The organism is Kitasatospora sp. NA04385 (genome assembly GCF_013364235.1).
Taxonomy (GTDB): domain Bacteria; phylum Actinomycetota; class Actinomycetes; order Streptomycetales; family Streptomycetaceae; genus Kitasatospora.
Window position 1 is genome coordinate 3,697,326 of the sequence record NZ_CP054919.1, and the last position, 25,001, is coordinate 3,722,326.

Genomic DNA, 25,001 nt, shown 5'->3' on the forward strand with positions numbered 1-25,001 from the left:
CGAGCCCGCCCGGTCCCGTGGTCGCCCGGCCCCGGGACCGCCCAACTCCGAGCCCGCCCGGGCCCGTGGCCCCGAGGGCCCGTCAGCCCATCGTCTTCTGCCCGTCCAGCGCCTCGCGCAGGATGTCGGCGTGCCCGGCGTGCTGCGCGGTCTCCGCGATCACGTGCAGCAGCACGCGGCGCACGCTCCAGGCCGCGCCGGGCTCGAACCAGGGCGCGGCGGGCAGTGCGTGCTCGCCGTCCAGGTCGAGGGTGGCGACCAGCTGGTCGGTGTGCTCGGCGACGGCCCGGTAGCGCTCCAGCAGGACGTCCAGGGTCTCGCCGTCCAGCATCCGGAACTGTTCGGCCCAGGAGCCGGCGTCGTCCGGCGCGCCCTCGGCGCGCATCGCCTCGGCGCCGCCGACGGCGAACCGCAGCCAGCGCTCCTCCACCCCGGCGACGTGCTTGATCAACCCGCCGAGGGTGAGTTCGCTGGCGGTGGTGCGCTGCTGGGCCTGTTCGTCGGTGAGGCCGCGCGCGGTGTAGCGCAGGAAGCCGCGCTGCTTGTCCAGCGCGGCCAGCAGGTCGGCGCGTTCGCCGGTGGGCCCGGGGAGCGGGGTGACCATCGTTCAGGCCACCTCCGGCGTGCTCGGCCGTCCGCCCTCGCCGGGCGTCCGGCCCGGCGCCTTCCCGCAGGACGCCCCGGCGCCCTCCGGGGCGGCGGACACCGCGTCCGCCCGGACGGGGGTGCCCTCGGGTAGTGCCGTCATGGTGCCTCTCCCTCCGCTGTCGGGCCCCGGGGCGCCGCCCCGGGGAAAGCACGTGCGCTGCCACGCTAACCAGTGGCCCCGACGGCCGCCCGGCGACGCGCTCGGACATGCCCGAACGCCTGTTGCCCAGCGGTGACAATTCGCCTACCGAGCGGGGTCATTGGACTGCGAAGCTTTAGGCATCGCCCCGGAGGACGGAACGAAGGAACCGACGGAGGCGATCACCACATCCACTGTTCCTGGGGGGAACCATTCATGTCCGCGCACGCCCGCCTCCGCCGCTCCGCCGCCGTCGCCTTCGTCTCCGCGATCACCGCCGGCTCCGCCCTGCTGCTGACCGCCTGCGACCCGTCCGACGCCGACGCCGCCAAGGCCGGCACCGCCACCCCCTCCCGCACGGCCGGTCCGTCGCACACCGCCACCGGGTCCGCCACCCCGGCCGGCTCCGCGTCGGCCTCCGCCACGCCGACCACCGCCGCCACGCCCACCGCCTCGGCCCCGGCCCAGCAGCCCTCCGCGTCGGCATCCGCCCCGGCCCGGCAGCCCTCCGCCGAGCCGACCAAGGCCGCCCTCAACCTCACCAAGGGCACCGGCCTGACCATCAGCAACGGCACCCGCTACGTGGTGATGGACGGCAAGGTCGTCGACTTCGGCACCGTGGTCCGCGACCTCGCCTGGTCCCCCGACGGCAAGCACGCCGCCTTCGTCGACGGCAACGGCAACCTGGAGACCTCCGACCCGGACGGCGGCCACAAGGTCCTGGTCGCCACCGCCCCCGCCGGGGTCACCTGGTCCCACCCGACCTGGCAGGTGTACACGCCCACCGCGGAGGACCAGTCGTACGGCGTCCCGGCCAAGAACAACCTGTTCTTCACCGCGGACGACCACGGCACCCTGCGGTTGCTCGGCGTCCCCGCGACCGGCGGCACCCCGGCCCCGATCCGCCTGGGCACCTACGCCGACGAGAACCCCGTGCCGAACCCGGCCACCGGCAACCTGTGGCCGAACGTCGGCACCCGGAACGGCACTGCGGTCTACGCCAACAAGGGCGACGGCCAGGTCTACCTCCGCGACGACTACCTGCGGCAGAACGGCGGCCCGGTCACCAAGGGCTCGCAGCCCGACCTCGACGACGAGGGCGACATCGTGTTCGTCCGCTCGGTGGACGGCCACTCCCACCTGTTCACCAAGGACCGTGACGACCGCTCCGCGGAGCGCGACCTCACCCCGCACGCCACCGTGGACTACACCGAGCCGGCCTTCTCCCCCGACGGCAGGACCATCGCCTTCCGCGCCCCCGACGGCATCTACACCCTGCCCGCCAAGGGCGGCACCCCCACCAAGGTCTCGGACACCGTCGGCCTCCCGGCCTACCGCGGCTGAACCACCGGCACCACCCTCGGCAGGCCGCCCGGACCCCTCCGGGCGGCCTGCCGCCCCGTCCGCCCCCGCGTTCCCGACGGAGCGTCACCAGCCAGTCCCGGTTCGCGAATTCAGGGTCCGCGAACCGGGACCACCGAGACGACAGCCCGGACGGACCTGCCGTCCGGGCTGTCGTCCACCACTGCCAGGATGTGTCCGTCACGCACGCGGCGGTCGAGCCCCGGCCCGGACCGCTCCCGCCGTCCGAATTCCGTCCCAGGGGGGAACCGTCCATGAACGAACGCGCCCGTCTCCGCCGCTCCGCCGCCGCCCTGCTGGTGGCCGCGGTCACCACCGGCTCGGCCCTGCTGCTCACCGCCTGCGACCCGGAGGACGGCTCCACCGGCGCGGGCGGCGGCACCTCCGCCGCCGGAAGCGCCACGCCCGGCAGCCCCGCCCCGGCCTCCTCCGCCGCACCCGTCAAGATCGGCACGCTGAACAAGACGGCCGGCACCAAGCTGACCATCAGCACCGGCACCAACACCGTGCTGATGGACGGGAAGTACGTGGACTTCGGCACCGTGGTCCGCGACCTGGCGTGGTCCCCGGACGGCAAGCAGGCCGCCTTCGTCGACGGCAACGGCAACCTGGAGACCTCCGACCCGGACGGCGGCAACAAGCAGGTCGTCGCCAAGGCGCCCTCCGGCACAACCTGGTCGCACCCGACCTGGCAGGTCTTCGACGCGGACGAGCCGCACGGCGCGGGCAGCTACCTGCTGTTCACCGCGGACGACAAGAAGGACCTGCGCCTGATGTCCGCCGAGGCCAAGCCGAACGGCAAGGTCGAGGAACTGCACCTGGGCGACTCCGAGGGCGCCGAGATCCCGCAGACCGGCAACCTGTGGCCGTACGCCAACGGCCTCTCCGGCATGACGGTGTACGCCAACAAGACCGACGGCCAGGTGTACTTCCACGACGTGGTCAGCCGGACCAACGGCGGTGCCATCGCCAAGGGCTCGCAGCCCGCGCTGGCGGACGAGGGCGCGCTGGTGTTCGTCCGCTCCGCCAAGGGGCACAGTCACATCTTCGCCAGCCCGGGCGACGAGAACGCCGACCAGCAGATCGACCTCACCCCGGACGCGACGGTCGACTACACCGAGCCCGCCATCAGCCACGACGGCCAGACGGTCGCCTTCCGCGGCCCGGACGGCATCTACACCGTCCCGTTCACGGGCGGCACGCCGGAGCTGGTCTCCGACACCGTGGGGCTGCCCGCCTACCGCTGAGTGATCCGCTCCAACTCCTGCATCAGGTTCGGCAGTTGCTGATCGGCGTTGTGGTGCGGCAGCCACTCCACCGGGTCCAGGAAGCGGAACAGCACCTTGGTCGGGGTGACCGCGAACTCGTACTCGGCGAAGCCGACCACCGCACCCGCCTCGCCCCGGGCGGCCCCGCGCACCACGTGCGCGGTGAGCTCGTCCGGGGTGTCGCCCTGCTCGGCCGTCACCCGGCGGCGGGCGTTCGACCGGGCCAGGTACGGGCAGACCATCGAGGCGTACAGCATGCACGCCCGGTGGCCGGGCCCCTCCATGGTGGGCGCCATGTTCCGGTACGGCCGGCCGGCCGCCAGCGCCTCGCCGATCGCCGCCGCCTCCGCGCCGCCGACCACCCGCCACACCGGCCCGCGCGGCATCAGCGTGTTGCACACCGAGCACAGCCGCTCCCGAGCGCAGGCCGCCGACCGCTCGTGGTCGGTCAGCGCGAACTGCGGCCGCCCGTCCTCCCACGGGGTGATCGCGGGTACCGGGTAGCCCCGCTCGTCACGCGGGCGGGCCTCCACGGCGGGCGGCTTGGGAACGGTGTCGAAGCGCACCTCCCATGACTATCACGCCCCCGCGCTCACCCGCGCGGCACCGCGTAGTCGACCAACTCGGCCTCTTCCGGTACGAGTTGTCCCCATTCGCCCGGCACGTCCAGGACCGCGATCCCGGCCGTGGAGAACTTCTCCCGCACCCGCTCCAGCGCCTCGCCCTCCCGCTTGCGGGCCAGCCCCAGCACCAGCTCCTGCACCTCGGGCCGGTGCCCGACCAGCAGCACGGTGCGCACCACCGGTGGCAACTCCCGTAGCAGATCCACGAGTTCGTCCGCCCCGGCGCGGTACGCCCGCGGTTCCAGGACGAGTTCGGGCGCGCCGCCGAGCTCCGGCTCGGCCAGCTCCCAGGTCTGCCGGGTGCGCACCGCGGTGGAGCACAGCACCCGGTCCGGCACCAACCCGTGCTCCGCCAGCCACCGCCCGGCCGCCACCGCGTCGGCCCGGCCGCGCTCGGCCAGCGGCCGCAGCTCGTCCGGGACGTCCGGCCAGTCCGCCTTGGCGTGCCGCAGCACGATCAACCGCCGCTGTCGCGTCATCCCCATCCCCCCAGTGTGGCCCGTGCCGCGAACCTCACTCCACCCAACGCGCGGGCCGGCATCCGATACCGGCGGAAAACCGGACGACACGCCCGCGCCCGCTCGGCTAGCGTCGCCCCCATGCGTGCCCTGACCGAGTCCGAGATCCGCGCGTCCTTCGTCAACTGCTCCAAGGGGGAGGCCAAACGGCTGCCCGTCCCGCGCGGGCTGGCCGAACAGCGCTGGCCCGAGCTGGACTTCCTCGGCTGGCGCGACCTCGGCGCCCCCGACCGGGCCTACCTGGTCGCCGTCCTGGACGGCACCCCGGTCGGCATCACGCTCCGCTCGCCGAACGTGAAGCGCAGCCTGACCCGCACCAACGTCTGCTCGGTCTGCATCACCGCCCATGCGGGCAGCGGCGTCTCGCTGCTCACCGCCCCCCGGGCCGGCGCGGCCGGCCGCGAGGGCAACTCCGTCGGCACCTACCTCTGCGCCGACCTGGCCTGCTCGCTGTACGTCCGCGGCCTGCGCCGCCCGGCCACGGTCAGCCGCCCGGACGAGTCGCTCCCGCTGGAGGAGCAGATCGCCCGGACGGTCACCAACCTGGAGGCGTTCCTGCGCCAAGTCCTGGCCTGAGCACCCGCCCCGCAGCCCAGGGCCCCGGCTCGGCGCCCCCGACCCCCGGCCCCCGGCCCCCGGCCCCCGGCCCCGGACTCAGGGCCTCAGGGACTCAGTGCCTCAGGGCCTCGGCGCTCACGGCGCGGACTGGTACTCCACCGTCAGCACGGCCCGGCCCAGCGCGTGCGCGGTCAGGTGGAACCCGACCTGCGCCGCCGGGGTGTCAGGCCCGACCTCCAGGGCCGGCACGTCCAGCGCGTGCACCACGAACACGTACCGGTGGGCCGGCCCGGGCGGCGGCGCCGCCCCGTCGTACCGGTGCCCCGGGAAGTCGTTGCGGACGTGGAACGCCCCGCCGGGCAGCTCCCCGTCCCCGGCCCCCGCCCCGGCCGCCAGCTCGGTGACCCCGGCCGGCAGGTTCACCAGCAGCCAGTGCCACCAGCCCGCCGCCGTCGGCGCGTCCGGGTCGTAGCAGGTCACCGCGAACGACCTGGTCCCCGCCGGGAAGCCCGCCCAGGACAGCTGCGGCGAGGTGTTCCCCAGCGCGTGCACGTGCGCGTCCGGCATGGTCGCGCCGTCCACCAGGTCCGTGCTGCGCAGCTCGAACGCCGGCACCGGCGGCAGGAAGTCGTACGGAAGCGGAATACGCCCGGTCATCGGCCACCATCCCCATCGAAGGCTCTCGGTATGCCGCCCCACCCTATCGGCGCGTCCCCGTCGGAACCGCCCCGCCAACACGCCCCGCCGGCAGGTCCGCCGGCCCGCCCGTCAGGAGCGGCTCACCCGCGCCAGAGCCCCTCGACCGCCGCCCCCAGCACGGTGTCCACCTTCCCCAGGTCGAAGACCAGGTCGAAGTGGTTGCGCCCGCCCACCAGCATCTCGTGCACCGGGACGCCGGCCTCCCGCACCGCCTCCGCGAACTGCGCCTGCTGCCGCCCGAACTCGTCCGTCTCGTGCTCGCCCAGCGCCAGCACCACCGGCGGCAGCGCCGCCAGCGCCGGTGCCCCGGCGTACAGCGGGCTGAGCCGGCGGGCCCGGTCGGCGTCGAGGCCGAGCGGCTGGTTGACGTAGCTGAGGGTGACCGGCTCCAGGTCGTAGACGCCGCTGAGCAGCGCGGCCCCGCGGATCCGCCCGCGCAGCCGCTCGTCCAGCAGCGCCGACGCCGCCAGGTGGGCCCCGGCGGAGCTGCCGCTGAGCACGATCCGCTCCGGGTCGGCGCCGAGCTCGGCCGCGTGCCCGACCAGCCAGTGCACGGCCGCGGTGACCTGCTCGACGATCCGCTCGACCGTCCAGTGCGGGGCCAGGCCGTAGCCGACGGCGGCGAACGCGGTGCCGAGCGGGACGAGGTCCAGCGCGGGGAAGACCGAGTCCTCCTTGCCCAGCTCCTGCCAGAAGCCGCCGTGCACGAAGACGTGCAGCGGCGCGCCCGGCCGGGCGGCGGGGAAGAAGTCGAGCAGTTCGGGGGCCGCGGGCCCGTAGCGCAGCTCCCGGTGCCCGGGCAGCTCACGGTAGGCGCGGCGGCTCTCGGCGGCGTAGGCGCCGATCTCGGCGTCGAAGTCGGCGACCCTGCTGCTGGGCGAGTACTCCCGGTCGAGTTCCCGCTGGTCGAAGCCCCGGTAGACCGTCATGGCGCCGCTCTCCTCACCCAACCAGGTATAGACCAATACAGGAGCGCACGGTTAGCGTGGTCACTCCCCGTACTTCCTTCTCCGGAGTTGCCCCGTGGAGACGTCCGTCCTCGCCTTCGCCACCGACCTGCTCGACGAAGGGGCCGACACCTTCTTCGGCAACCTTACCGACCGGGCGGGCGTCGGCGGCGTCACGCTCGCGTCCGTCTACCACGAGGCCCGGGACGTCTTCCCGCACAACCCGCGCCGGGTGCTGCGGTACCTGGAGCCGGGCGCCGCGTACTTCCGGCCCGACCCGGCCCGCTGGGCCGGGCGGCGGCTCGCCCCGCTGCCCTCCACCGCGATCGGGGAGCGCGACCCGTTCGCCGAGGCCGCCGAGGAGACCCGCCGCCGCGGGCTGAAGCTGCACGCCTGGACGGTCTTCTGCCACAACGACCGGCTCGGCTTCGCGCACCCCGACTGCGCGCCCGCCAACGCCTTCGGCGACCGGCACCTGACCGAGCTGTGCCCGGCCAACCCGGAGGTCCGCGAGTACTGCCGCACCGTGGTCGAGGAGCTGGGCCGCTACGGCGTGGACGCGATCCGCGCCGAGTCGCTGCACTTCCACGGCCTGGCGCACGGCTACCACCACGAGCGCTACTTCGAGGAGCTGGGCCCGGTCACCGAGGCCCTGCTGTCGGTCTGCTTCTGCCCGCACTGCCTGGCCGCCGCGAGCGCCGCGGGCGTCCCCGCCGAGCACGTCCGCGACACCGTCCGCACCGAGCTGCGGGCCCGCCTGGCCGACGAGTCCCGGGCGCTGGCCCCCGCCGCGCTGGACGAGCTGGCGGGCGGCGCGTTCGCCGCGTACGTCGACGCCTCGGCCCGCACCGTCACCTCGCTGGCCGCCGAGCTGGCCGCCACCGCCGCCGAGCGCGGCATGCGGCTGACCTTCATGGACGGCGGCGGCCCCGGCACCGGCTGGCTGTCCGGCATCGACCTGCCCTCGCTGGCGGGCGCCGCCCACCAGATCGAGACCCTCGGCTACGCGAAGACCCCCGAGCAGGTCCGCGAGAAGGTCGCCGCCTTCGCCCTGCACGGCGTCCGCCCGCAGGACATGGCGGTGATCCTGCGCCCGATGGCCTCCGACTGCGACGGCCCGGCCAACCTCACCGCCAAGATCGAGACCCTGCGCGAACTGGGCGTCCCCGAGGTCGAGTTCTACAACTACGGCCTGATGCGGCTGTCCTCGATGGACCGGATCGGCCAGGCCCTGCGCTAGCCCGCGGGCGCCCGGAACGCGCCGTTCGACCCGGTTGCGCCCGATTGGTCCGCACCTTCGGCCAACGCACCGTTCACCCCCGCCTGCTGCGCCCGGAGCGTCCCGAACGGTAGGCTTTCCGTGTGATCTTCAAGCGCATCGGCAACGGACGGCCGTATCCGGATCACGGCCGGACCAGCACCCGCCAGTGGGCGGACGTCGCGCCGCGTCCGGTGCGGCTGGACCAGTTGGTGACCACCAAGGGCCAGTTGGACCTGGAGACCCTCCTCGCGGAGGACTCCACGTTCTACGGGGACTTGTTCGCCCACGTGGTGAAGTGGCGCGGCGACCTGTACCTGGAGGACGGGCTGCACCGCGCCGTCCGGGCCGCCCTCCAACAGCGGCAGGTCCTGCACGCCCGCGTGCTGGAGATGGACTGATCCGAAGTCATCCGGACGGGGGGCGCAACCGGCGGCGGTGCCGGTACGTCCTTTCGAGTGCCGTCGTCCCCCGGATGATGATCATTTAGTACCTGCGCACCCGTTGTCGGATTAGTCTGCTGACTACAGCGGTCACGCGGGCCGTTCCCCACGGCCGCACCGCGGTCACCGACACCCCACCCTGGCACCTAGGGGGAGACAGACCATGAGCATGTTGACTCCCCGGGGCTTGAAGGGGAAGCAGTACCGCGTCACCGGCAACGCCTACCCCCGGCTCGGCCGACCCACCCGCCGCGGCCGGAAGGTCGCCCTCGGCCTGGGCGGCGTCCTGGTCCTGGGCCTGGTCTCGGTCGGCGGCGTCCAGCTGTACGACGTCTTCACCGGCAAGCACAAGGGCGCCACCGCCCAGGCCTGCGCGCCCGCCTCCGGCAAACCGCTCGCCGCCCCGGAGGGCTCCCCCTCGGCCGGCGCCCCGGCCTCCCCGGCGGCCGGCGCGCCCGCGTCCGGCGCCCCGGCGCCCGTGCCCAGCGACACCGCGGTGCCGCAGCCCGCCGCGGTCAAGGTGAACGTCTACAACGCCACCGACAAGTCCGGCCTGGCCGCCCGCACCGCCGACGAGCTGCGCAAGCGCGGCTTCGTGGTCGACAAGGTCGGCAACGCGCCCGCCGCGCTCGACAAGAAGGTCCCCGGCACCGCGCAGATCCTCAGCGGCCCCGGCGGCCTCGGCGCGGCCACCCTGCTGGTCTCCCAGGTCGCCGCCGCGACCTCCACCGAGGACGGCCGCACCGACGCCACCGTCGACTTCGTCATCGGCGACACCTTCAACGCCCTCTCCGACCCCGCCCAGGCCGCCGCGGCGCTCGCCGAGCTCACCAAGCCCTCCCCCACCCCGGAGCCCGGCCACTGCTGAGCCCACCGGGCCCGGCGGATCGCCCCACGCACACGGCGGGGTCCGGTCGGCGGCACCCGCCGCCGACCGGACCCCGCCGTCCGTCACTTTCCGCGCGGCCCGGCTCAGCCCGCCGTGCCGTACAGCCGGTCGCCCGCGTCGCCCAGGCCGGGCACGATGTAGCCGTGCTCGTTGAGCCGCTCGTCGACCGCGGCGGTGACCACCGTGACCGGACGGCCCGCCAGCTCGCGCTCCATCACCTCGACGCCCTCGGGCGCGGCCAGCAGCACCACCGCGGTGACGTCGGTGGCCCCGCGCTCCAGCAGCATCCGGATCGCCGCGACCAGGGTGCCGCCGGTGGCCAGCATCGGGTCCAGGACGTAGATCTGCCGCCCGGAGAGGTCGTCCGGCATCCGGGTCGCGTAGGTGGACGCCTCCAGCGTCTCCTCGTTGCGGACCATGCCGAGGAAGCCGACCTCCGCGGTCGGCAGCAGCCGGGTCATGCCGTCCAGCATGCCCAGGCCGGCCCGGAGGATCGGGACGACCAGCGGGCGCGGGTAGGACAGCCGGGTGCCCCGGGTGACGGCGACGGGCGTGGTGATCTCGACCGTGTCGGTGCGGACGTCCCTGGTCGCCTCGTACGCGAGCAGGGTCACCAGCTCGTCGGTGAGCCGACGGAAGGTCGGCGAGTCCGTGCGCTCGTCGCGCAGGGTGGACAGCTTGTGGGCGACCAGCGGGTGGTCGACGACGTGGAGACGCATGGGACCAACGGTAACGGCCACCGGCACGTGTGTACGACTCCGTACGAACCGGGACGACCGGGGCGGCCCGCCGGACCGCTCCGGGAATCCCGCGAATCTCGGAAGTCGGGCCGCTCCTGTGGTATCCCCGAGGCCGATCTGGGAAAGTCGGAACCTATGAAGAGCAACCCGACGCGGGCGACCACCGCCGGCGCGGGCGGGTCCGGCTCGACAGACGAGTCCCGTCCGACGTCAGAGACCGACGCGGAGACCGACGCGGAGACCGACGCGGAGCGGCGCAAGCGCCGGGCCGTGTTCCTCCGCGAGCTGGCCGAGGCCAGGGAGCTGCGGGCCCGGGTGCAGCCGAGACGGACCAAGGAGCGCCGGATGCGCGAGGCCTTGCGGATGCGAACCTTCCGGATCTGACCGCGCCGATCCGATCCGGCCGCCTCCCGCGGGCCGCGCCCCGCACCGGAGTTGCGCCCCCGCGGGCGCCCCGGCGCCCCCGCCGCAAGCCCTCCGACGGTCAAGATCCGTGCCCGGAGCGGCCGGAAGCCGACCTTTCCGACACGACCTGCGAAGACGCGCTGCCGAACACCCCCCGCAGCGGCGGGCTTTCTGTCACGATGCGGTGGGACGGTCCGAACAGCGGACCGCCCTCTGGCGCGGGGGCGGCCGGACCGCACCCGCCCGAGATCGCCGACAGCCGAGACCAATCTTGGGAGTGTCCCTGGTGGCGTACTTCGCTGCAGTGCTTGCTCGCACCGGTGCCGGGTGGGATGTGAGCGAGACGGAACTCGACGACGTAGAGACCCTGGCCGACCTGACCGACCTGGCCCGCGAGGCGGCCGAGGACGAGGACACCGTGCTGGTCTTCATCGAGCAGGAGGACGCCTGGTTCGCCGTCCTGCGCATCGACGGTGAGGACGACCCGCGGATCTTCGTCTCCGACGCGGCCGCCGCGGCGCGCAGCTCGTACGGCGCGGTGCTCACCGACGAGTTGATCGAACAGGACGGGGAGGCGGACTTCGACGACCTCGACGGGCTGGTGGCCGGCCTCGACGAGGAGGACGGCGCGGTCGCCGAGGACGCCGACGAGGACGACGAGGAGCCGGCGGGCGGACGGGGCGCGAACCCGGTCGGGCCGATCGGCGACTCCGAGCTGCTGACCGAGTTCGGGATGACCGCGACCGACCTGCTGGAGCTGGCCGGCGAGGGCGCGGCGCCCGGCGACGCGCTCGGCGAGATCGCCGAGGCGCTCGGCTGCGGCGAGGTCCTGGAGGCCGTTCGGTAGCGGCGGGCCCGGTGCCCGACACTGGGTCCATGCAGCCCGTCCCCCTCCCCCCCGACACCCGGGGCGAACGGCCGCGGATCGCTCCGCTGCCCGCCCCCGAACGCCCCGATCCGGTCCGCGACCGGTGGCGGGACCGGATGCGCCTCGCGATCGAGGAGGCCGCCCTGGCCACCGCCACCGGAGACGTCCCGGTCGGGGCGTTCGTCCTCGGGCCGGACGGCACGGTGCTCGGCCGGGGCCACAACGTCCGCGAGGCGGTGGGCGATCCGACCGGCCACGCCGAGGTGGTGGCCATCCGCCGGGCCGCGCGGGCGCTGAACGGAGCCGCGCGGAGCGCGTCCGACGAGGACGGCGGGCGGCGGGGGGGCGAGTGGCGGCTGAGCGGCTGCACCCTGGTCGTCACCCTGGAGCCCTGCACCATGTGCGCGGGCGCGATCGTGCTCTCCCGGCTCGCCCGGGTCATCTTCGGCGCGTACGACCCCAAGGCCGGCGCGGCCGGCTCGCTCTTCGACGTGGTCCGCGACAACCGGCTCAACCACCGCCCCGAGGTGGTCGGCGGCGTCCTCGCCGAGGAGTGCACCGCCCAACTGCTGGCCTTCTTCGACACCCAGCGCTGACCGCCCCCGGAACGGATTTCGTCCGCTCCCCGCGATCCGGTAGAGTTCCCCTCGGTAGCGTGTCCGAGCGGCCAAAGGAGCACGCCTCGAAAGCGTGTGTGGGGGCAACTCCACCGTGGGTTCGAATCCCACCGCTACCGCCACTCGAAGGGCCCGACCGGTCTCCGGTCGGGCCCTTCGGCGTTCCCGGCCGCGTTCCGGATCTTCCCGCCCCGAAGCGGACAAACCGGCCCTGAGCTGGGATTTTACCTGGCTTTGGATCGGCGCGGGGCGCTACTGTGCGGGCTCCTCCACCACCGGAACCGGGAGTTCACCCATGGCGTCGCCAGCCGTCTACAGGTCGCCGAGCGGCCTGGCCACCGCGTCCGTGCTGCTGCTCGGCCTGAACGGGGCGGCGTCCCTCGCCTCGGTGCCCGTGATGCTGCGCCTGTACACGGCGGAGCCGGGCGACGACATCACGTCGCTGGTGGACTTCTTCGGGACGGACGCCGCGCGCAACGCCGGGCTGCTGCTGTCGGCGGCCACCGCGGTGGTGTTCGTCCTGTGGCTGTACCGGGTGCGGGTGAACGCCGAGGTGATCCACCCGCACGGGCGGCAGTACGCGCGCGGGTGGGCGGTCGGCGGCTGGGTCGTCCCGCTGGTGAACCTCTGGTTCCCGTGGCGGATCACCAACGACGTCTGGCGGGCCAGCGGCCCGCCCGGCGAGCACGGCGCGCCGCGGCCCGCCCCGGCCGGGCTGGTGCACGCCTGGTGGGCCACCCTGGTGCTGGGCAAGCTGCTGGCCCTCCTCGGCACCCGGAGCATGGACTCCGGGGCCGCCCGGCACGACGTCGACTCGTACCGGCAGGCCGTGTCCCTGCTGATCGCCTCCGAGCTGCTCGTCGCCGCCGCGGCGGTGCTCGCGGTGCTGGTGGTCCGCCGCCTGACGGCCATGCAGGAGGAGCACGCCGCCCGGGCCCGCGCGGCCTGGACGCCCGCCGCCTGACCCGTTCGCCCCCCGCCTCCCCGGCCGGTGCTCCGCCGGCCGCCCCCGCGCGGCGGGCGAGCCCCGGGCGCCCGCCCGCTTCGCGCGCCCATCTGCGGTTGGCGGTGGGCGAGTTGAGGGGATGATGCCCGCATGGGGAGTGCGCGGTGGCGGATGCTGGTGTGGGTGGGGGCCGGGGTCTCGGTGGCGGGGCTCGCGGTGTTCCTGTGGGCGGAGGGCCTGGACCGGGCCAACCAGTGGGCGGGCGTACTGGGCCTGTTCGTCGGGGTGGCGGGCCTGGTGCTGACCCTCGCGGGCGGGACCGGCGGCCGTTCCGGCGGCCAGTCGGCGGACGGGGCGGCGGCCGGCGGCTCGGTGCGCCTGGTGCGCGGCGTGCAGGGCGACGTGGTGATCGACGCCCCGTCCGCCCCCGGCCCCGTCCCGGAGGCGGCGCCGGACCCCGTCCCGGGTGCCGCGCCGCCCGCCGGGGGGCTGTCGGCCCGGAACGTCCGCGCGGGCGGGGACGTGGAGCTGGTGGACGGTGTGGAGGGCTCGGTGCGCTTCGGCGGGCCGCGGCCTACCGACGGGCGGCCGCGGCCGTGAGCGGCTTCTGGCGGCGGCTGTTCGGCGACGGGGCCGGCGGCGCCCAGTCCGCGGCGGGCGCCCGGGTCGGCGGCGACCTGACGATGGTCCAGCGGGCCGGGACGGTGCAGATCACCACCGGCCCGAAGCCGCCCCCGCCGGGCGACCTGGGCGAGGCCCGGCGGCGCTACGCGCTGCGGCTGCGCGAGCGCTACCTGCGGCTGGACCTGGAGGTGCTGACCCCGCTGTCCGAGCAGGACGAGCACCCGGCGGTGCACCTGCGCGAAGTGTTCGTGCCGCAGCTGGTGCGCTCCGACCCGCCCCCGGTGGAGCTGCCCCGGGAGCTGCTGCGGCGGCTGGCCGAGCCGGGCGGGCCGGACCCGGGCCGGCTGCCGCCGGGCGTCGAGCGGGAGACGGTGCGCCGGGTCCGCGAGGCATACCGGCAGCGCCCGGCGGTGCCGGTGCTGCCGCTGCTGGCCGGCCCGGACGGGCACCGGGCGGTGCTGCTGGGCGACCCGGGCTCGGGCAAGTCGACGCTGGCCCGCTTCCTGTGCCTGGCGCTGACCGAGCCGCTGCTCGACCCGGAGGCCGGGGTGCCGCCCGAACTGGCCCCGCTGGCGGGCCGGCTGCCGCTGATCGTGGAGCTGCGCCGGTACGCCGACCCGGGCCGGCGGGAGTGGACCTTCGAGGACTTCCTGGCCCACCTGCACCGCACCGAGGGCCTGGGCCTGCCCGAGGACCTGCTGGCCCGTCAGCTGGCCGAGCACCCGGCGCACACCCTGGTGCTGTTCGACGGCCTGGACGAGCTGTTCGACCCGCGGGTCAGGGAGGGCGCCAGCCGCCGGATCGGCGCGTTCGCCGCCCGCCACCCGCAGGTCCGGGTGGTGGTGACCTCCCGGATGATCGGCTACCGGCGCGAGCCGATGGACGCCGCCGGCTTCGGCCACTACACCCTCCAGGACCTGGACACCGGCCAGATCGACGCCTTCGCGGCCCGCTGGTACGCCAACGCCTGCCCGGCCGACCCGGTGGAGGCCCGGCGGCTGCGCCGGCGGGTGACGGCCGCGGTGGCCGGCTCCGCCCCGGTCCGGGACCTGGCGGGCAACCCGCTGATCCTGACCATCCTGGCGATCATCGGCCGCCGCCGGGAGCTGCCCCGGGACCGCCGCTCGGTGTACGAGCACGCGGTGGCGGTGCTGGTCGAGCACTGGGACCCGAGCAAGTACCTGCAGGACCGGCGGGTCGACGGCGGCATGCCGTACCTGGCCTCCGAGGACCGGCTGGAGCTGCTGCGCCTGGTGGCCCGCCGGATGCAGGAGGGCGGCGACGGCATCGCCGGCAACCACATCCCGGGCCGGGTGCTGCTGTCCTCCTTCGAGGGCTACCTGCGCGAGCGCTACGAGCTGCCCGCCGACCGGGCCGCACCGGCCGCCCGGGCAATGCTGCAGCAGTTCCGGGAGCGCAACTTCATCCTGAGCCGGTTCGGCGGCGAGGTGTACGGCTTCGTCCACCGGGCGTTCCTGGAGTACCTGGCGGCGTCCGACATCGCCCACCGCTTCAACCGGGAGCGCTCGCTGACGGAGGAGCAGCTGCTGCAGGGCGTGTTCGCGGCCCGCTGGCGCGACCCGGCGTGGCGGGAGGTGCTGCTCCTGCTGGCCGGGGAGCTGGACGAGCGGTTCGTCGGCGCGGCGGTGTCCCTGCTGCTGGAGCGGGCCCCGGCGCTGCCGGGCGCGCCGGGGACGCGGGACGCGGCGCCGCAGTGGCTGGTGCTGGCGGTGCGCTGCCTGGGCGAGGTCCGCAGGCTGGGGCTGGTGACGGCGCAGTCCGAGGCGGTGGTGGACGCCCTGGCGGCGCTGTTCGAGGCGTACGCGGCCGAGGGCTCGGCCTACCTGCCGGGCGAGACGGTGGAGGCGCTGGACGCGCTGCGCCCGGTGCTGGCCGGGCTGGGCCCGCACTGGGCGGGCCGGGAGCGGTTCCTGCGCTGGTACCTGGTGCACGGCCACCAGCCGGGCCGGGAGGCGCCGACCCCGCTGGAGGCGGGCGCGGTGGCGGCCCGGCTGGCCTGCGCGCTGCACCTGAACGACCCGCGGGGGCCGGCCGTGCTGCGCGGCTGGGCGGAGCACGGTTGGTCCTCGGCGCAGCGCGCGGCCGCCTTCGGGGCGCTCGCCGAGGGCTGGCCGGGGGACGCGGGGACGGGTGCGTTCGTCCGCGGCCGGGTGGAGCGGGAGGCCGACCCGCTGACCCTGGAGGCCGCGGTGGCGGCGCTCGCCGAGGGCTGGGCGGGGGACGCGGAGACGGGCGCGTTCCTGGCGGCGCGGGTGGCGGACGCCGGGGGCGTGAACCGGCTGAACGAGATGCTGGCGCTCGGCAAGGGCTGGACGGGCGACGGCCCGGCGCAGCTGCTGCTGCGGGGCATCGCGGCGGCCGAGGAGCGGCCGGAGCTGCGCGGCCTGGCGGTGTTCGCGCTGACCGCGAACGACCGGATGGACGGCGGGCTGGCGGCGTTCCTGCGCGAGCGGGTGCGCACCGACCGGGCCCCGGGGGTGCGCCGGATGGCGCTGCAGGCGATCTGCCTGCAGCCCGCCGAGGACCCGGACAACGCGCCGTTCCTGCGCCGGCTGGCCGAGTCGGACCCGGACCCGCAGGTGCGGGTGTCGGCGCTGGTGGGGCTGGCCCGCGGCTGGGCGGGCGATCCGCGGGTGGCGGCGTTCCTGCGCCGCCGGGTCGCCGAGGACCGCGATCCGCTGGTGCGGCTGCGGGTGCCGCCGGTGCTGGCGCTGCGCTGGGCGGGCGATCCGCAGGTCGCCGAGCAGGTGCGCGGCCTGGCGGTGGAGGACCGGCTGCCGGACGTCCGGGCGGGCGCGCTGGCGCTGCTCGGGCAGGTCTGGGCGGGCGATCCGCGGGTGGCGGCGTTCCTGCGCGAGCGGGCGGAGCAGGAGGGCCCGGGCCGGGCGGCGGCCGTCGCCGAGCTGGCGGCGCACTTCGCGGACGACCCGGAGCTGGAGGCGTTCGTCCGCGGGCAGGCCGCCGACCCGTCGGACCCGCAGGTGCGGGCGGCGGCGCTGACCGCGCTGTCGAACCGCCGGGAGCCGGGCCCGGCGGCCCGGGCGCTGTTCCTGGAGCGGGCCCGCGCCGACCCGGACCCGCGGGTGCGGGACGCGGCGCTGGCAGCGGTGGTGCGCTGCCACGACGGCGAGCCGCGGGCGGCCGGCCTGCTGCTGGCGCGGGCGGCGGGGCTGCGCGACGCGGACGTGCGGCTGTCGGTGCTGCGGGCGCTGCTGGCGCACCGGCCGGACGATCCGGCGGTGCGGGAGCTGCTGCGCGAGCGAGCGGGGGCGGACACCTCGGGGGCGATCCGCTCGGTGGCCCTGCACGCGCTGGCCCGCACGGGCGCGGGGGACGCCGCCGGGCTGGCCGCGCTGCTGCGCGAGCGCGCCGTCGAGGACCCGGACCCGCTGCCGCGCCGGGTGGCGCTGCGGGCCCTGGCCGGTTCGCCGGACCGGGCGGCGGTCGAGCTGCTGCGCTGGCGGGCGGTGGAGGACCCGGACGCGGGGGTGCGGATCGCGGCGCTGCGGGCGCTGGCCTCCGGCTGTCCGGGCGGGGAGACGGCGGAGCTGCTGGCGGCCCGGGCGCGGGCCGAGCTGGTGCCGGCGGCGGCCGAGGAGGCGGCCCGGCTGCTGGCCTGCGCGGTGGGGGGCGCCCGGCCGGGAACGGCGAACGGCCCCGCCCTCCCGGGCGGTTGACCACCGTGCCCGGGGGGCGGAGCCGGCCGGAACCTCTCGGTCCGGGGTGGGGGCAGCAGCTCCGGGGGGACGAGCTGCTGCCCCGAGGCGGAGGTCCCACAACCGGCGCCGCGTCGGGGGGATGCCGCGGCACCGGTCCCACAGCGGGGACCTCCGGATCTCCGTACCGGGGATTCCTGCCAGATCCTCGGTACATCAACCATCCTGCCGGGCCGACCGGGTGGACACATCCGGAGAAAGCCCCGTCCGCGCGGGACCTTCGTCCCGGCGGGTGAACGCACCCCTCACTCCTTGCGCCGTCCGGTGGATAAGCTGCCGGGTGGCAGGGCCGCACGGGGAGAGGACGGCGGCCCGACTCAGGGAGGCAGGCCCGTTCGATGGCTCAGGCGAAGAAGGTGGCCATGTGGATCATGGTCGTCTTCGTCATCTACACGATCATCACCTCGCCGGAGCGCTCGGCGGACCTGGTGAAGTCCGGTTTCGTCGGCATCTCGGACGCGGCCAAGGCGGTCGGCTCGTTCATGACCGGACTGGTGCGCTGAGCCGCTCCGGCGCCCTAGTACCGTGGCGGGGTTCGTCCTTCGGGGGCGCTCGCCCGCGCGGGCACGCCCTCCCTCACCCGCGAGGAGCGGCATCGTGATCCGGCACCTGGTCCTGTTCAAGCTCAACGAAGGCGTCACCAAGGACGACCCGCGGGCGGTCGCCGGCGCCAAGGCGTTCGAGGAGCTCGGCGCGCTGGTCCCCGAGCTGCGCGAGTGGGAGTGCGGCTGGAACTTCACCGAGCGGGACATCGCCCGGGACTTCGCGATCAACAGCCTGGTCGAGGACCGCGCGGCACTGGCCGCGTACTTGGGCCACCCGGCCCACCAGGCCGCCGCGGCGCAGTGGCGCGAGTTCGCCACCTGGGTGATCGCCGACCTGGAGGTCTGACCCTCCCGCACCGTCCATCGCACACGCACGACCCGGCGGCCCCTGCCCTCCACCCGAGGACGGGGGCCGTCGGGCACTGCGCCGAATGCTGGACGGCCCGTCAACACGCCTCCGCCGGGTACTTGCCCGGCCACAGAGCGACTTGTGATGCTATGACCGGTTTTGCCGGAAATTGGCGAGGTGGTTCTCAAGGGAGGGTGACGTGTCCGTGCGGACGCAGCAGGGCAGTGCGCCCGAGGACCGGGTCGAGGACCCGCCGGACCCGGTCGAGCTCGCCTCCCGCCGACCCGGCGCCTGCGGCGCGGTGGACGTCCGCACCCTCACCAGGGTGCTGTTCGAACGGCTCGCCGAGCTCCCGCCGGGCGCCCCCGAGCGGGTCCGGGTCCGCGCCGCCCTGATCGAGGCCAACATCCCGCTGGTCCGCTACGCCGCCACCCGCTTCCGCAGCCGCAGCGAGCCGATGGAGGACATCGTCCAGGTCGGCACCATCGGCCTGATCAACGCCATCGACCGCTTCGACCCCGAGCGCGGCGTCCAGTTCCCCACCTACGCGCTGCCCACCATCCTCGGCGAGATCAAGCGCTACTTCCGCGACAACGTCCGCACCATGCACGTCCCGCGCCGGCTCCAGGAGCTGTGGGTCCAGGTCAGCGGCGCCATGGAGGAGCTGACCGTCACCCACGGCCGGGCCCCCAAGGTCCCCGAGATCGCTGCCAACCTGCGCATCCCCGAGGAGGACGTCCGGGCCTGCCTGGACGCCGGCCGCGCCTACAACGCCGCCTCCCTGGAGGCCGCCCAGGAGCACGAGGGCGGCCTCGCCCTGCTCGACCGGCTCGGTTACGAGGACTCCGCCCTCACCGACGTCGAGCACCGCGACATGGTCCGCCACCTGCTGGTCCAACTCCCCGAGCGGGAACGGCGGATCATCATGCTGCGGTTCTTCGCCAACCTCACCCAGTCGCAGATCTCCACCGAACTCGGCATGTCCCAGATGCACGTCTCCCGGCTGCTGTCCCGGATCCTGTCCCGGCTGCGCACCGGGAACTCCTGGGAGGAGTGAGCCGCCCCCTGTTTCCCCGCGTCACCGGCGGGTGACGAGTCGAGACGTTCGGGTTTGCCGGGGCCGGTGGGCCGGTATTGAGCAGTCAGACCCGTCAGCCGGGAACCACTGCGCGGTGGCGACCGTTCGACAGACAGTCACGAGGGGGTGGGCGCGTGTTCACAGAACCGGGCAGTGCGGTCATCGAAGTCGAAACCCAGGCCGAAGCCGTCGCCGTATCGATCCCGGCCCAGGCCGGTCCCGCCGAGGCCCCCGACCGGGCCCTCGACACCCGCACGCTGTCCCGCTCGCTGTTCCGCCGCCTCGCCGGGCTGGAGTCCGGCAGCGCGGAGCACACCTACGTCCGGGACACCCTGATCGAGCTCAACCTGCCGCTGGTCCGGTACGCCTCCGCGCGCTTCCGCAGCCGCAACGAGCCGATGGAGGACATCGTCCAGGTCGGCACCATCGGCCTGATCAAGGCCATCGACCGCTTCGACCCGGACCGCGGCGTCGAGTTCCCCACCTTCGCCATGCCCACCGTGGTCGGCGAGATCAAGCGCTTCTTCCGGGACACCAGCTGGTCGGTGCGCGTCCCGCGCCGCCTCCAGGAGCTCCGCCTCGCCCTCACCAAGGCCGGCGACGAGCTCTCCCAGCGCCTCGACCGCTCCCCCACCGTCCCCGAACTCGCCGTCTACCTCGGCGTCTCCGAGGACGACGTGGTCGAGGGCCTCGCCGTCGGCAACGCCTACACGGCCAGCTCCCTCGACTCCTCCCCGGCCGAGGACGACGGCGGCGACGGCCCGCTCGCCGACCGCCTCGGCTACGAGGACCTCGCCCTCGAAGGCGTCGAGTACCGCGAGTCGCTCAAGCCACTGCTCGCCAAGCTCCCGCCCCGCGAGCGCCGGATCATCATGCTGCGCTTCTTCGGCAACCTGACGCAGTCCCAGATCGGCGAGGAGATCGGCATCTCCCAGATGCACGTCTCCCGGCTGCTCACCAAGACCCTCGCCCACCTCCGGGAGGGCCTCACCGCGGAGTGAGGCCCGCCGGGCGGCGCGGGCCCTAGACGGTGCAGGCCCGCCGGAGCCGGACCAGGTGCTCCTCGGTCAGCCCCAGGCCGTCCTGCCAGAAGTGCTCGAAGCCCGTCCAGCCGAGGGCGAGCTCCTCGAAGGCCGCCTCCAGGTAGCCGGCCTCCGCGCGGGCCAGCGGCCGCATCAGCGGGTCGACGCGGTCGATCACGGCCGCGGCGCGCTCGTTGGTGAGCAGGTAGTCCGCCAGCACGCTCTCCCGGTCCACGCCGAGGGCGGTGAGCAGCAGGGCCGCCGTCCAGCCGGTGCGGTCCTTGCCGGCCGTGCAGTGGAAGAGCACCGGCGCGCCGTCCGCCTCGGCGACCAGCCGCAGGACGGTGGCGAAGCGGGAGCGGGCGACGGCGTCGGTGACGAACCAGCGGTACATCGAGGTCATCATCGCGGCGCCCCGGCCGTCCCCGAGGACGGCGTGCACCGCCGCCGGGTCGCCGGTGCCCAGCGCCCGGCGCAGCTCCACGTACAGGTCGAAGTCCGCGGAGAACACCGGCAGGTGGTGCAGGGTCGGCCCGAGGCCGTCGGGCGAGGGGACGCTGAGCGTCGCCGCCGCGTCCACCGGCAGCACCACCGCCGGGGGCAGCCCGGGGACGAGGTCGGCGCCCAGGTGGCGGACCTCGTCGAGGCTGCGCAGGTCCACCACGTGCCGCAGCCCGAGCGCGCCGAGCAGCTCCCGGTCCGCCTCGCCGAGCCGGCTGAGCGCCTCGGTGCGCAGCAGCGCGCCGCCGCGCACGGTGCGGCCGTCCGCGGTGCGGTAGCCGCCCAGGTCACGGGCGTTGACGGCGGCGGCCAGGCCGAGGCTCCTGGCGGTCACGGTGGACGGCGCGGTCACGGGTGCCTCCTGGCGGCGGTGCGGACGACCGGGCCAGTGTAGGCACGACCGGCGCCGGGGCCGCCCGGATGCCCGGTCGGCCCCGTGCGGGCGGGTGCGCGGGGTGTTACTTGACGGCCAGCCAGATCACGCCGACCACGACCGCCAGGGCCACGACGGCCCCGACGAGGATCAGCGGGGTGCGGCTCGACGAGGAGCGGCTGCTGCTGCCGTAAGTGGTGACGGTGCCCGGGGCCTGCGGGGCCGGGGCCTCGTCGACGAACGCCCGGAACATCTGGGTGGAGCCGGCGGGGTCGTAGTCGTTGTCAGCCATGGACGGGACTCTAGCGGCCCCGGGCCGCCCGCCGACACCCCGGACCCCGTACCGGAGCCGGTCTGCACGGACCTCTCACCTCGGACGACCCGGCCGTGGACGCACGACCGGCCGGAATCAAGGCGGCCCCGAACGGGTTGTCCCCGGTCATGACCACCAGTGACGCCCCTCGGGTGAACCTCGGCCCCTCCGACCTCGCGGTCTCCCCGCTGTCGCTCGGCGGCAACGTGTTCGGCTGGACGGCCGACGCCGCGCAGTCCGCCGCCGTGCTCGACGCGTACGTCGCCGCGGGCGGCAACTTCGTCGACACCGCGGACGTCTACTCGGCCTGGGCGCCGGGCAACTCCGGCGGCGAGTCGGAGACCGTGATCGGCGACTGGCTGCGCGGCCGCGCCGACCGCGAGCAGCTCGTGATCGCCACCAAGGTCGGCTCGATGCCCGGCCTGGACAACCTGCGGGCGGCCACCGTCAAGCGCGGCGCGGAGGCCTCGCTGCGCCGGCTCGGCGTCGAGCGGATCGACCTGCTCTACACCCACCGGGACGACCCGGACACCCCGGTGGAGGAGATCGTCACGGCGCTGGACGAGCTGGTCCGCGAGGGCAAGGTCCGCGAGGTCGCCGCGTCCAACATCGGCCCGCAGCGGCTGGCCGCCTCGCTGGAGTTCGCCGAGCGCGAGGGCCTGGCCCGGTACGTGGCGGTGCAGCCGCACTACAACCTGGTCTCCCGCGGCACCTACGAGGGCCCGCTGGCCGACGTGGTCGCCGCGCACGGCCTGTCCGTCGTCCCGTACTTCGCGCTCGCCGCCGGCTTCCTGACCGGCAAGTACCGCCCGGGCGCGGCCGTCGACTCCGCCCGGGCCCGGAGCGCGTCCGCCTACCTGGACGACCCGCGCGGCCCCCGGGTGCTCGCCGCCCTGGACGAGGTCGCCGCCGCGCACGGCGTGCAGCCCGCCACGGTGGCGCTGGCCTGGCTGGCCGCGCAGCCCGCGGTGGCGGCGCCGCTGGCCAGCGCCCGCACCGTCGAGCAGCTGCCGCCGCTGCTGGCCGCCGCCTCGCTGGAGCTGACCGCGGCCGAGCTCGACCTGCTCACCGCCGCCTCCGACTGACCTCCCCGGACACGGCGGCGGCGCCCCTCCCACCACGCTGTGGGAGGGGCGCCGCCGTGCTTCCCGGCCGCTCAGTAGCGGCCGAAGAAGTCCGGGTAGTACCCGCTGTTGAGGCGGGAGACCCGGACGTCCTTGCCCGGGCGCGGGGCCTCCACGTACGTCCCGTCACCGAGGTAGACGGCCACGTGGTGGATGCCGGAGACCCGGCCGTTGCCGGACCAAAACACCAGGTCGCCGCGTTGCAGCTGCCCCGCGGAGATCGGGGTGGCGGCCCGGTACTGGTCGTCGGCGACCCTCGGGGTGGAGATCCCGGCCCGGCGGAACGCCTGCTGGACCAGGCCCGAGCAGTCGAACCCGTCCGGCCCGTTGCCGCCCCACGCGTAGGGCTTGCCGAGCTGCGCCAGCGCGTAGGCCACCGCCGCCTCCACCCCGCTCGCGGCGGGCCGGGAGGGCTGCCCGACGGACTGCCCGGCGGACGACTGCCCGGACTGCTGGGCGCCGCGGTCGCCGGTCCGGTCGACGTAGACGTCGTAGTGGCTGGTGTAGCGCCACTGGCCGGCCGCGTTCCGGAACCAGTAGACCGTTCCGTCCCAACCCTGCCGGATACCGCCGGAGGACTGCGCCGGCTGCTGCGGCCGGGCCTGCGGCTGCGCGCTCCCCGAGCCGCCGGTGCGCTCCAGGTAGACGTCGTACCACTGGGTGTAGCGCCACTGGCCCGCCGCGTTCTGGAACCAGTAGACCCTGCCGTCCCAGCCGGGTCCGGACGGTGCGGGCAGCGCCTGCGCGGGGCTCGCGCCGAGACCGAGCCCGACCGGGCCCGCTCCCGCCAGCACCGCGACGGCCAGCCAGGCCGAGCGCACGGCACGGGGTATTCGGCCGAGCCGCTCGGCCGCGCCGGACCCGACGGTGCGGAGCGCCGACCGGACGCACACGGCGCACCGGCAGACTGACGCACCGTCGGATTCGGCGAAGCCCAGCAGCGGGGCCCCGGAGAAGACCGGGAGGTCGGCGGGGTCGGTGGATATCGAGGTGAGCGCGGTCGTCACGCGGGCCTTCCTTCCTTGCGGTTCGGGCGGACCGCCGGGGCGGGCACCGGGGCGGCGACCCCGGCCGGGGCGACGAACGCGACCAGCAGCTGCTCCATCAGGGCGCTGCGCGCGCTGTCGTCCAACTCGTGCGCGGTGGCGCGCTCCAGGCGCCGCACCGCGAGGGCCGCGGCCTCCACCGCGTCGTCCACCAGGACGGTCCGCAGCCCGGCGTCCAGGTCGGCCAACCGGCGGCGGCGCATCGACTCGGCGACCTCCGGCGCGTAGTCCAGCGCCAGCGGCTGCACCGAGTACACCTCGATCCCGGCCGGAGCGGTCTCGGCGGCCAGCGCCCTGGTCAGCTCGTCGGCGAACCACTGGCCGTCGCGCAGCGCGGGCCCCGGCGCGGAATCGGAGTCGCACGGCAGCAGGGAGGCGGTTCGGGTGAGAACGGCCTGCACCTGCTCGCGCAGATACGTTTCGTGCTCGGCGATGCCCAGCGTCACCCGGGCGGTGTCCTTGACCCGCCACACGACCAGCAGTCGCACCACCAGCGGCGTCCCGGCCCGGTCGGTGACCCGCACCGGCTCGCTGCGCCAGTGCCGCAGCCGGACGTCCACCCGGTGGCGCCGCACCAGCGGGTTCACCCACAGCAGGCCGGTGCGGCGGACGGTGCCCCGGTAGCGGCCCCAGCGGGTCAGCACCCGGGTCTCGCCGCCCGGGTTGGACAGCAGCCCGCCGACCGCGCCCAGCATCACCAGCCCGATCGCGCTGACCGCGGCGAGCGTCCCGTCACCGGCCTCGGCCTCCCCGCTCGCCCGCGCCGCCGCGCCGCGCAGGTCGGGCAGCCCCGGCAGGTCCGTCAGCACCCCGGCCCGGGCCAGCACCAGCAGCATCCCGGCCACCCCGGCCAGCAGCACCAGCAGCGGCAGCCAGCCCGGCAGCACGAACGCCCGCCGCTCGCGCAGCGACTGGTCCGCGCGCGGCGGCCGGCGGTGGGTCGCGGCGTCCGCGACGGACGGGTGCGCCGCCTGCTGCCGCGCGGTGGCCGCGGCGAGCCGGCGCAGCCCGCTCGACGCGGCCCGGTCGGCCGCCCCGGCGGGTTCCGCGGTGGCGGATTCGACGACGGCCCGGGGCCCGGGCGGGAACGCGGACGGCTCGTCCGCGCCGATCACCGGCAGCGGCTGGGTGTCCGGGCCCCGGTCGAGGAGCTCCTCGGCCGGGGGAGCGGCCGTGATCAGCGGCTTGGCCACCGCCTTGGCGACCGCCTTGGTGAGTTGGGTCGCGCCGACCGGGGGCTGGGGTGCGGCGGGGGGCCAGGAGTTGGTTCGCGGCGACGGGCCGCGGGTGACGTCCATGCACGTGTCCTAAGGGTCAGAGTTTCGCGCACCGGGCAGCCCGGACCTGCCGGGCAGCGCCAG

The 25,001-nt window shown here is 75.3% G+C and carries 28 protein-coding genes and 1 tRNA gene; 18 read left to right on the forward strand and 11 right to left on the reverse strand.

Annotated elements, in window-relative coordinates:
* Window positions 1–82: 82 nt before the first annotated feature.
* Both HUT16_RS16405 and HUT16_RS16410 read right to left on the reverse strand, forming a co-directional pair.
* Window positions 83–604: a DinB family protein gene (locus HUT16_RS16405; RefSeq protein ID WP_176188912.1), complete on the reverse strand. Its 522-nt coding sequence runs from the start codon at window positions 602–604 to the stop codon at window positions 83–85.
* A 3-nt stretch (window positions 605–607) separates the two neighbouring features.
* Entirely contained in the window at window positions 608–748 is a 141-nt protein-coding gene (locus HUT16_RS16410; RefSeq protein WP_176188913.1) for a hypothetical protein, read from the reverse strand.
* A 255-nt stretch (window positions 749–1,003) separates the two neighbouring features.
* Here HUT16_RS16410 and HUT16_RS16415 point away from each other — a divergent pair, with 255 nt between their 5' ends.
* Both HUT16_RS16415 and HUT16_RS16420 read left to right on the forward strand, forming a co-directional pair.
* The gene (locus HUT16_RS16415) at window positions 1,004–2,131 is read left to right on the forward strand and encodes a PD40 domain-containing protein (RefSeq protein WP_176188914.1); all 1,128 of its coding nucleotides are present in this window, start codon (window positions 1,004–1,006) and stop codon (window positions 2,129–2,131) included.
* A 272-nt stretch (window positions 2,132–2,403) separates the two neighbouring features.
* On the forward strand, window positions 2,404–3,396 hold the full coding sequence (locus tag HUT16_RS16420) for a PD40 domain-containing protein (RefSeq protein WP_176188915.1): 993 nt from the start codon (window positions 2,404–2,406) through the stop codon (window positions 3,394–3,396).
* Here HUT16_RS16420 and HUT16_RS16425 read toward each other — a convergent pair.
* Together HUT16_RS16425 and HUT16_RS16430 are read right to left on the reverse strand one after the other, a co-directional pair.
* Window positions 3,387–3,983, reverse strand: coding sequence for a hypothetical protein (locus tag HUT16_RS16425; protein WP_176188916.1), 597 nt, complete (start codon window positions 3,981–3,983; stop codon window positions 3,387–3,389). The genes HUT16_RS16420 and HUT16_RS16425 overlap by 10 nt on opposite strands.
* Window positions 3,984–4,009: 26 nt before the next feature.
* Entirely contained in the window at window positions 4,010–4,525 is a 516-nt protein-coding gene (locus HUT16_RS16430) for a histidine phosphatase family protein (protein WP_176188917.1), read from the reverse strand.
* A 114-nt stretch (window positions 4,526–4,639) separates the two neighbouring features.
* Between HUT16_RS16430 and HUT16_RS16435 the strand changes: the two genes are divergently transcribed.
* Window positions 4,640–5,134, forward strand: a complete 495-nt coding sequence (locus HUT16_RS16435; RefSeq protein WP_176188918.1) for an FBP domain-containing protein — start codon at window positions 4,640–4,642, stop codon at window positions 5,132–5,134.
* 117 nt (window positions 5,135–5,251) lie between these two features.
* On the opposite strand, the gene HUT16_RS16440 is transcribed toward HUT16_RS16435, so the two are convergent.
* Together HUT16_RS16440 and HUT16_RS16445 are read right to left on the reverse strand one after the other, a co-directional pair.
* The gene (locus HUT16_RS16440; protein WP_176188919.1) at window positions 5,252–5,773 is read right to left on the reverse strand and encodes a YbhB/YbcL family Raf kinase inhibitor-like protein; all 522 of its coding nucleotides are present in this window, start codon (window positions 5,771–5,773) and stop codon (window positions 5,252–5,254) included.
* A 122-nt stretch (window positions 5,774–5,895) separates the two neighbouring features.
* Window positions 5,896–6,744, reverse strand: a complete 849-nt coding sequence (locus HUT16_RS16445) for an alpha/beta hydrolase (RefSeq protein WP_176188920.1) — start codon at window positions 6,742–6,744, stop codon at window positions 5,896–5,898.
* 94 nt (window positions 6,745–6,838) lie between these two features.
* Here HUT16_RS16445 and HUT16_RS16450 point away from each other — a divergent pair, with 94 nt between their 5' ends.
* From HUT16_RS16450 to HUT16_RS16460, 3 genes are all read left to right on the forward strand, one after another.
* Window positions 6,839–8,002: a hypothetical protein gene (locus tag HUT16_RS16450; RefSeq protein ID WP_176188921.1), complete on the forward strand. Its 1,164-nt coding sequence runs from the start codon at window positions 6,839–6,841 to the stop codon at window positions 8,000–8,002.
* A gap of 122 nt (window positions 8,003–8,124) precedes the next feature.
* Window positions 8,125–8,421, forward strand: coding sequence for a type II toxin-antitoxin system VapB family antitoxin (locus tag HUT16_RS16455; protein ID WP_014136828.1), 297 nt, complete (start codon window positions 8,125–8,127; stop codon window positions 8,419–8,421).
* Between the two features lie 205 nt (window positions 8,422–8,626).
* A complete protein-coding gene (locus tag HUT16_RS16460) occupies window positions 8,627–9,331 on the forward strand; it encodes a LytR C-terminal domain-containing protein (RefSeq protein ID WP_176188922.1) in 705 nt (234 codons plus the stop codon).
* A 104-nt stretch (window positions 9,332–9,435) separates the two neighbouring features.
* On the opposite strand, the gene upp is transcribed toward HUT16_RS16460, so the two are convergent.
* On the reverse strand, window positions 9,436–10,071 hold the full coding sequence (upp, locus tag HUT16_RS16465; RefSeq protein WP_176188923.1) for a uracil phosphoribosyltransferase: 636 nt from the start codon (window positions 10,069–10,071) through the stop codon (window positions 9,436–9,438).
* 156 nt (window positions 10,072–10,227) lie between these two features.
* On the opposite strand from upp, the gene HUT16_RS16470 reads away from it, so the two are divergent.
* The 11 genes from HUT16_RS16470 (at window position 10,228) to HUT16_RS16520 (ending at window position 20,262) form a co-directional block, all read left to right on the forward strand.
* The gene (locus tag HUT16_RS16470) at window positions 10,228–10,476 is read left to right on the forward strand and encodes a hypothetical protein (protein WP_176188924.1); all 249 of its coding nucleotides are present in this window, start codon (window positions 10,228–10,230) and stop codon (window positions 10,474–10,476) included.
* A gap of 307 nt (window positions 10,477–10,783) precedes the next feature.
* Window positions 10,784–11,344, forward strand: coding sequence for a hypothetical protein (locus HUT16_RS16475; protein ID WP_176188925.1), 561 nt, complete (start codon window positions 10,784–10,786; stop codon window positions 11,342–11,344).
* 29 nt (window positions 11,345–11,373) lie between these two features.
* Window positions 11,374–11,961 (forward strand): nucleoside deaminase, encoded by a 588-nt coding sequence (locus HUT16_RS16480; RefSeq protein ID WP_176188926.1) that lies wholly within the window; start codon window positions 11,374–11,376, stop codon window positions 11,959–11,961.
* 53 nt (window positions 11,962–12,014) lie between these two features.
* A tRNA-Ser gene (locus tag HUT16_RS16485) sits at window positions 12,015–12,104 on the forward strand.
* A 173-nt stretch (window positions 12,105–12,277) separates the two neighbouring features.
* Entirely contained in the window at window positions 12,278–12,946 is a 669-nt protein-coding gene (locus tag HUT16_RS16490) for a DUF4328 domain-containing protein (RefSeq protein WP_176188927.1), read from the forward strand.
* A gap of 132 nt (window positions 12,947–13,078) precedes the next feature.
* Window positions 13,079–13,528, forward strand: a complete 450-nt coding sequence (locus HUT16_RS16495) for a hypothetical protein (RefSeq protein ID WP_176188928.1) — start codon at window positions 13,079–13,081, stop codon at window positions 13,526–13,528.
* Window positions 13,525–17,250 (forward strand): HEAT repeat domain-containing protein, encoded by a 3,726-nt coding sequence (locus tag HUT16_RS16500; RefSeq protein ID WP_176188929.1) that lies wholly within the window; start codon window positions 13,525–13,527, stop codon window positions 17,248–17,250. The genes HUT16_RS16495 and HUT16_RS16500 overlap by 4 nt, the downstream gene beginning before the upstream one ends.
* 377 nt (window positions 17,251–17,627) lie before the next feature.
* Window positions 17,628–17,792 (forward strand): hypothetical protein, encoded by a 165-nt coding sequence (locus HUT16_RS16505; RefSeq protein ID WP_176188930.1) that lies wholly within the window; start codon window positions 17,628–17,630, stop codon window positions 17,790–17,792.
* 94 nt (window positions 17,793–17,886) lie between these two features.
* The gene (locus tag HUT16_RS16510; RefSeq protein ID WP_176188931.1) at window positions 17,887–18,180 is read left to right on the forward strand and encodes a Dabb family protein; all 294 of its coding nucleotides are present in this window, start codon (window positions 17,887–17,889) and stop codon (window positions 18,178–18,180) included.
* Between the two features lie 202 nt (window positions 18,181–18,382).
* On the forward strand, window positions 18,383–19,240 hold the full coding sequence (locus HUT16_RS16515) for an RNA polymerase sigma factor SigF (RefSeq protein ID WP_176188932.1): 858 nt from the start codon (window positions 18,383–18,385) through the stop codon (window positions 19,238–19,240).
* Window positions 19,241–19,461: 221 nt separating this feature from the next.
* Window positions 19,462–20,262 carry an RNA polymerase sigma factor SigF gene (locus HUT16_RS16520; RefSeq protein ID WP_254898318.1) on the forward strand — a complete coding sequence of 267 codons (801 nt, stop codon included), beginning with the start codon at window positions 19,462–19,464 and terminating at the stop codon, window positions 20,260–20,262.
* Window positions 20,263–20,284: 22 nt separating this feature from the next.
* On the opposite strand, the gene HUT16_RS16525 is transcribed toward HUT16_RS16520, so the two are convergent.
* The gene (locus tag HUT16_RS16525; RefSeq protein ID WP_176188934.1) at window positions 20,285–21,136 is read right to left on the reverse strand and encodes a tyrosine-protein phosphatase; all 852 of its coding nucleotides are present in this window, start codon (window positions 21,134–21,136) and stop codon (window positions 20,285–20,287) included.
* A 106-nt stretch (window positions 21,137–21,242) separates the two neighbouring features.
* Window positions 21,243–21,449: a hypothetical protein gene (locus HUT16_RS16530; protein WP_176188935.1), complete on the reverse strand. Its 207-nt coding sequence runs from the start codon at window positions 21,447–21,449 to the stop codon at window positions 21,243–21,245.
* Between the two features lie 149 nt (window positions 21,450–21,598).
* Between HUT16_RS16530 and HUT16_RS16535 the strand changes: the two genes are divergently transcribed.
* Window positions 21,599–22,555 (forward strand): aldo/keto reductase, encoded by a 957-nt coding sequence (locus tag HUT16_RS16535; RefSeq protein WP_176188936.1) that lies wholly within the window; start codon window positions 21,599–21,601, stop codon window positions 22,553–22,555.
* 71 nt (window positions 22,556–22,626) lie between these two features.
* Here the strand turns inward: HUT16_RS16535 and HUT16_RS16540 are convergent, their stop codons facing one another.
* Both HUT16_RS16540 and HUT16_RS16545 read right to left on the reverse strand, forming a co-directional pair.
* Complete coding sequence (locus tag HUT16_RS16540; RefSeq protein ID WP_176188937.1) at window positions 22,627–23,601, reverse strand: C40 family peptidase; 975 nt, start codon at window positions 23,599–23,601, stop codon at window positions 22,627–22,629.
* Window positions 23,598–24,938, reverse strand: coding sequence for an SPFH domain-containing protein (locus HUT16_RS16545; protein ID WP_176188938.1), 1,341 nt, complete (start codon window positions 24,936–24,938; stop codon window positions 23,598–23,600). Before HUT16_RS16545 ends, HUT16_RS16540 begins: the two co-directional genes overlap by 4 nt.
* Window positions 24,939–25,001: the final 63 nt, after the last annotated feature.

Excerpts from the sequence above, each read along its gene's own strand:
- HUT16_RS16405 (WP_176188912.1), bottom strand. The coding sequence starts at position 604 with ATGGTCACCCCGCTCCCCGGGCCCACCGGCGAACGCGCCGACCTGCTG.
- HUT16_RS16410 (WP_176188913.1), bottom strand. The coding sequence starts at position 748 with ATGACGGCACTACCCGAGGGCACCCCCGTCCGGGCGGACGCGGTGTCC.
- HUT16_RS16415 (WP_176188914.1), top strand. The coding sequence starts at position 1,004 with ATGTCCGCGCACGCCCGCCTCCGCCGCTCCGCCGCCGTCGCCTTCGTC.
- HUT16_RS16420 (WP_176188915.1), top strand. The coding sequence starts at position 2,404 with ATGAACGAACGCGCCCGTCTCCGCCGCTCCGCCGCCGCCCTGCTGGTG.
- HUT16_RS16430 (WP_176188917.1), bottom strand. The coding sequence starts at position 4,525 with ATGGGGATGACGCGACAGCGGCGGTTGATCGTGCTGCGGCACGCCAAG.
- HUT16_RS16435 (WP_176188918.1), top strand. The coding sequence starts at position 4,640 with ATGCGTGCCCTGACCGAGTCCGAGATCCGCGCGTCCTTCGTCAACTGC.
- HUT16_RS16440 (WP_176188919.1), bottom strand. The coding sequence starts at position 5,773 with ATGACCGGGCGTATTCCGCTTCCGTACGACTTCCTGCCGCCGGTGCCG.
- HUT16_RS16445 (WP_176188920.1), bottom strand. The coding sequence starts at position 6,744 with ATGACGGTCTACCGGGGCTTCGACCAGCGGGAACTCGACCGGGAGTAC.
- HUT16_RS16460 (WP_176188922.1), top strand. The coding sequence starts at position 8,627 with ATGAGCATGTTGACTCCCCGGGGCTTGAAGGGGAAGCAGTACCGCGTC.
- upp (WP_176188923.1), bottom strand. The coding sequence starts at position 10,071 with ATGCGTCTCCACGTCGTCGACCACCCGCTGGTCGCCCACAAGCTGTCC.
- HUT16_RS16470 (WP_176188924.1), top strand. The coding sequence starts at position 10,228 with ATGAAGAGCAACCCGACGCGGGCGACCACCGCCGGCGCGGGCGGGTCC.
- HUT16_RS16480 (WP_176188926.1), top strand. The coding sequence starts at position 11,374 with ATGCAGCCCGTCCCCCTCCCCCCCGACACCCGGGGCGAACGGCCGCGG.
- HUT16_RS16490 (WP_176188927.1), top strand. The coding sequence starts at position 12,278 with ATGGCGTCGCCAGCCGTCTACAGGTCGCCGAGCGGCCTGGCCACCGCG.
- HUT16_RS16495 (WP_176188928.1), top strand. The coding sequence starts at position 13,079 with ATGGGGAGTGCGCGGTGGCGGATGCTGGTGTGGGTGGGGGCCGGGGTC.
- HUT16_RS16505 (WP_176188930.1), top strand. The coding sequence starts at position 17,628 with ATGGCTCAGGCGAAGAAGGTGGCCATGTGGATCATGGTCGTCTTCGTC.
- HUT16_RS16530 (WP_176188935.1), bottom strand. The coding sequence starts at position 21,449 with ATGGCTGACAACGACTACGACCCCGCCGGCTCCACCCAGATGTTCCGG.
- HUT16_RS16535 (WP_176188936.1), top strand. The coding sequence starts at position 21,599 with ATGACCACCAGTGACGCCCCTCGGGTGAACCTCGGCCCCTCCGACCTC.
- HUT16_RS16545 (WP_176188938.1), bottom strand. The coding sequence starts at position 24,938 with ATGGACGTCACCCGCGGCCCGTCGCCGCGAACCAACTCCTGGCCCCCC.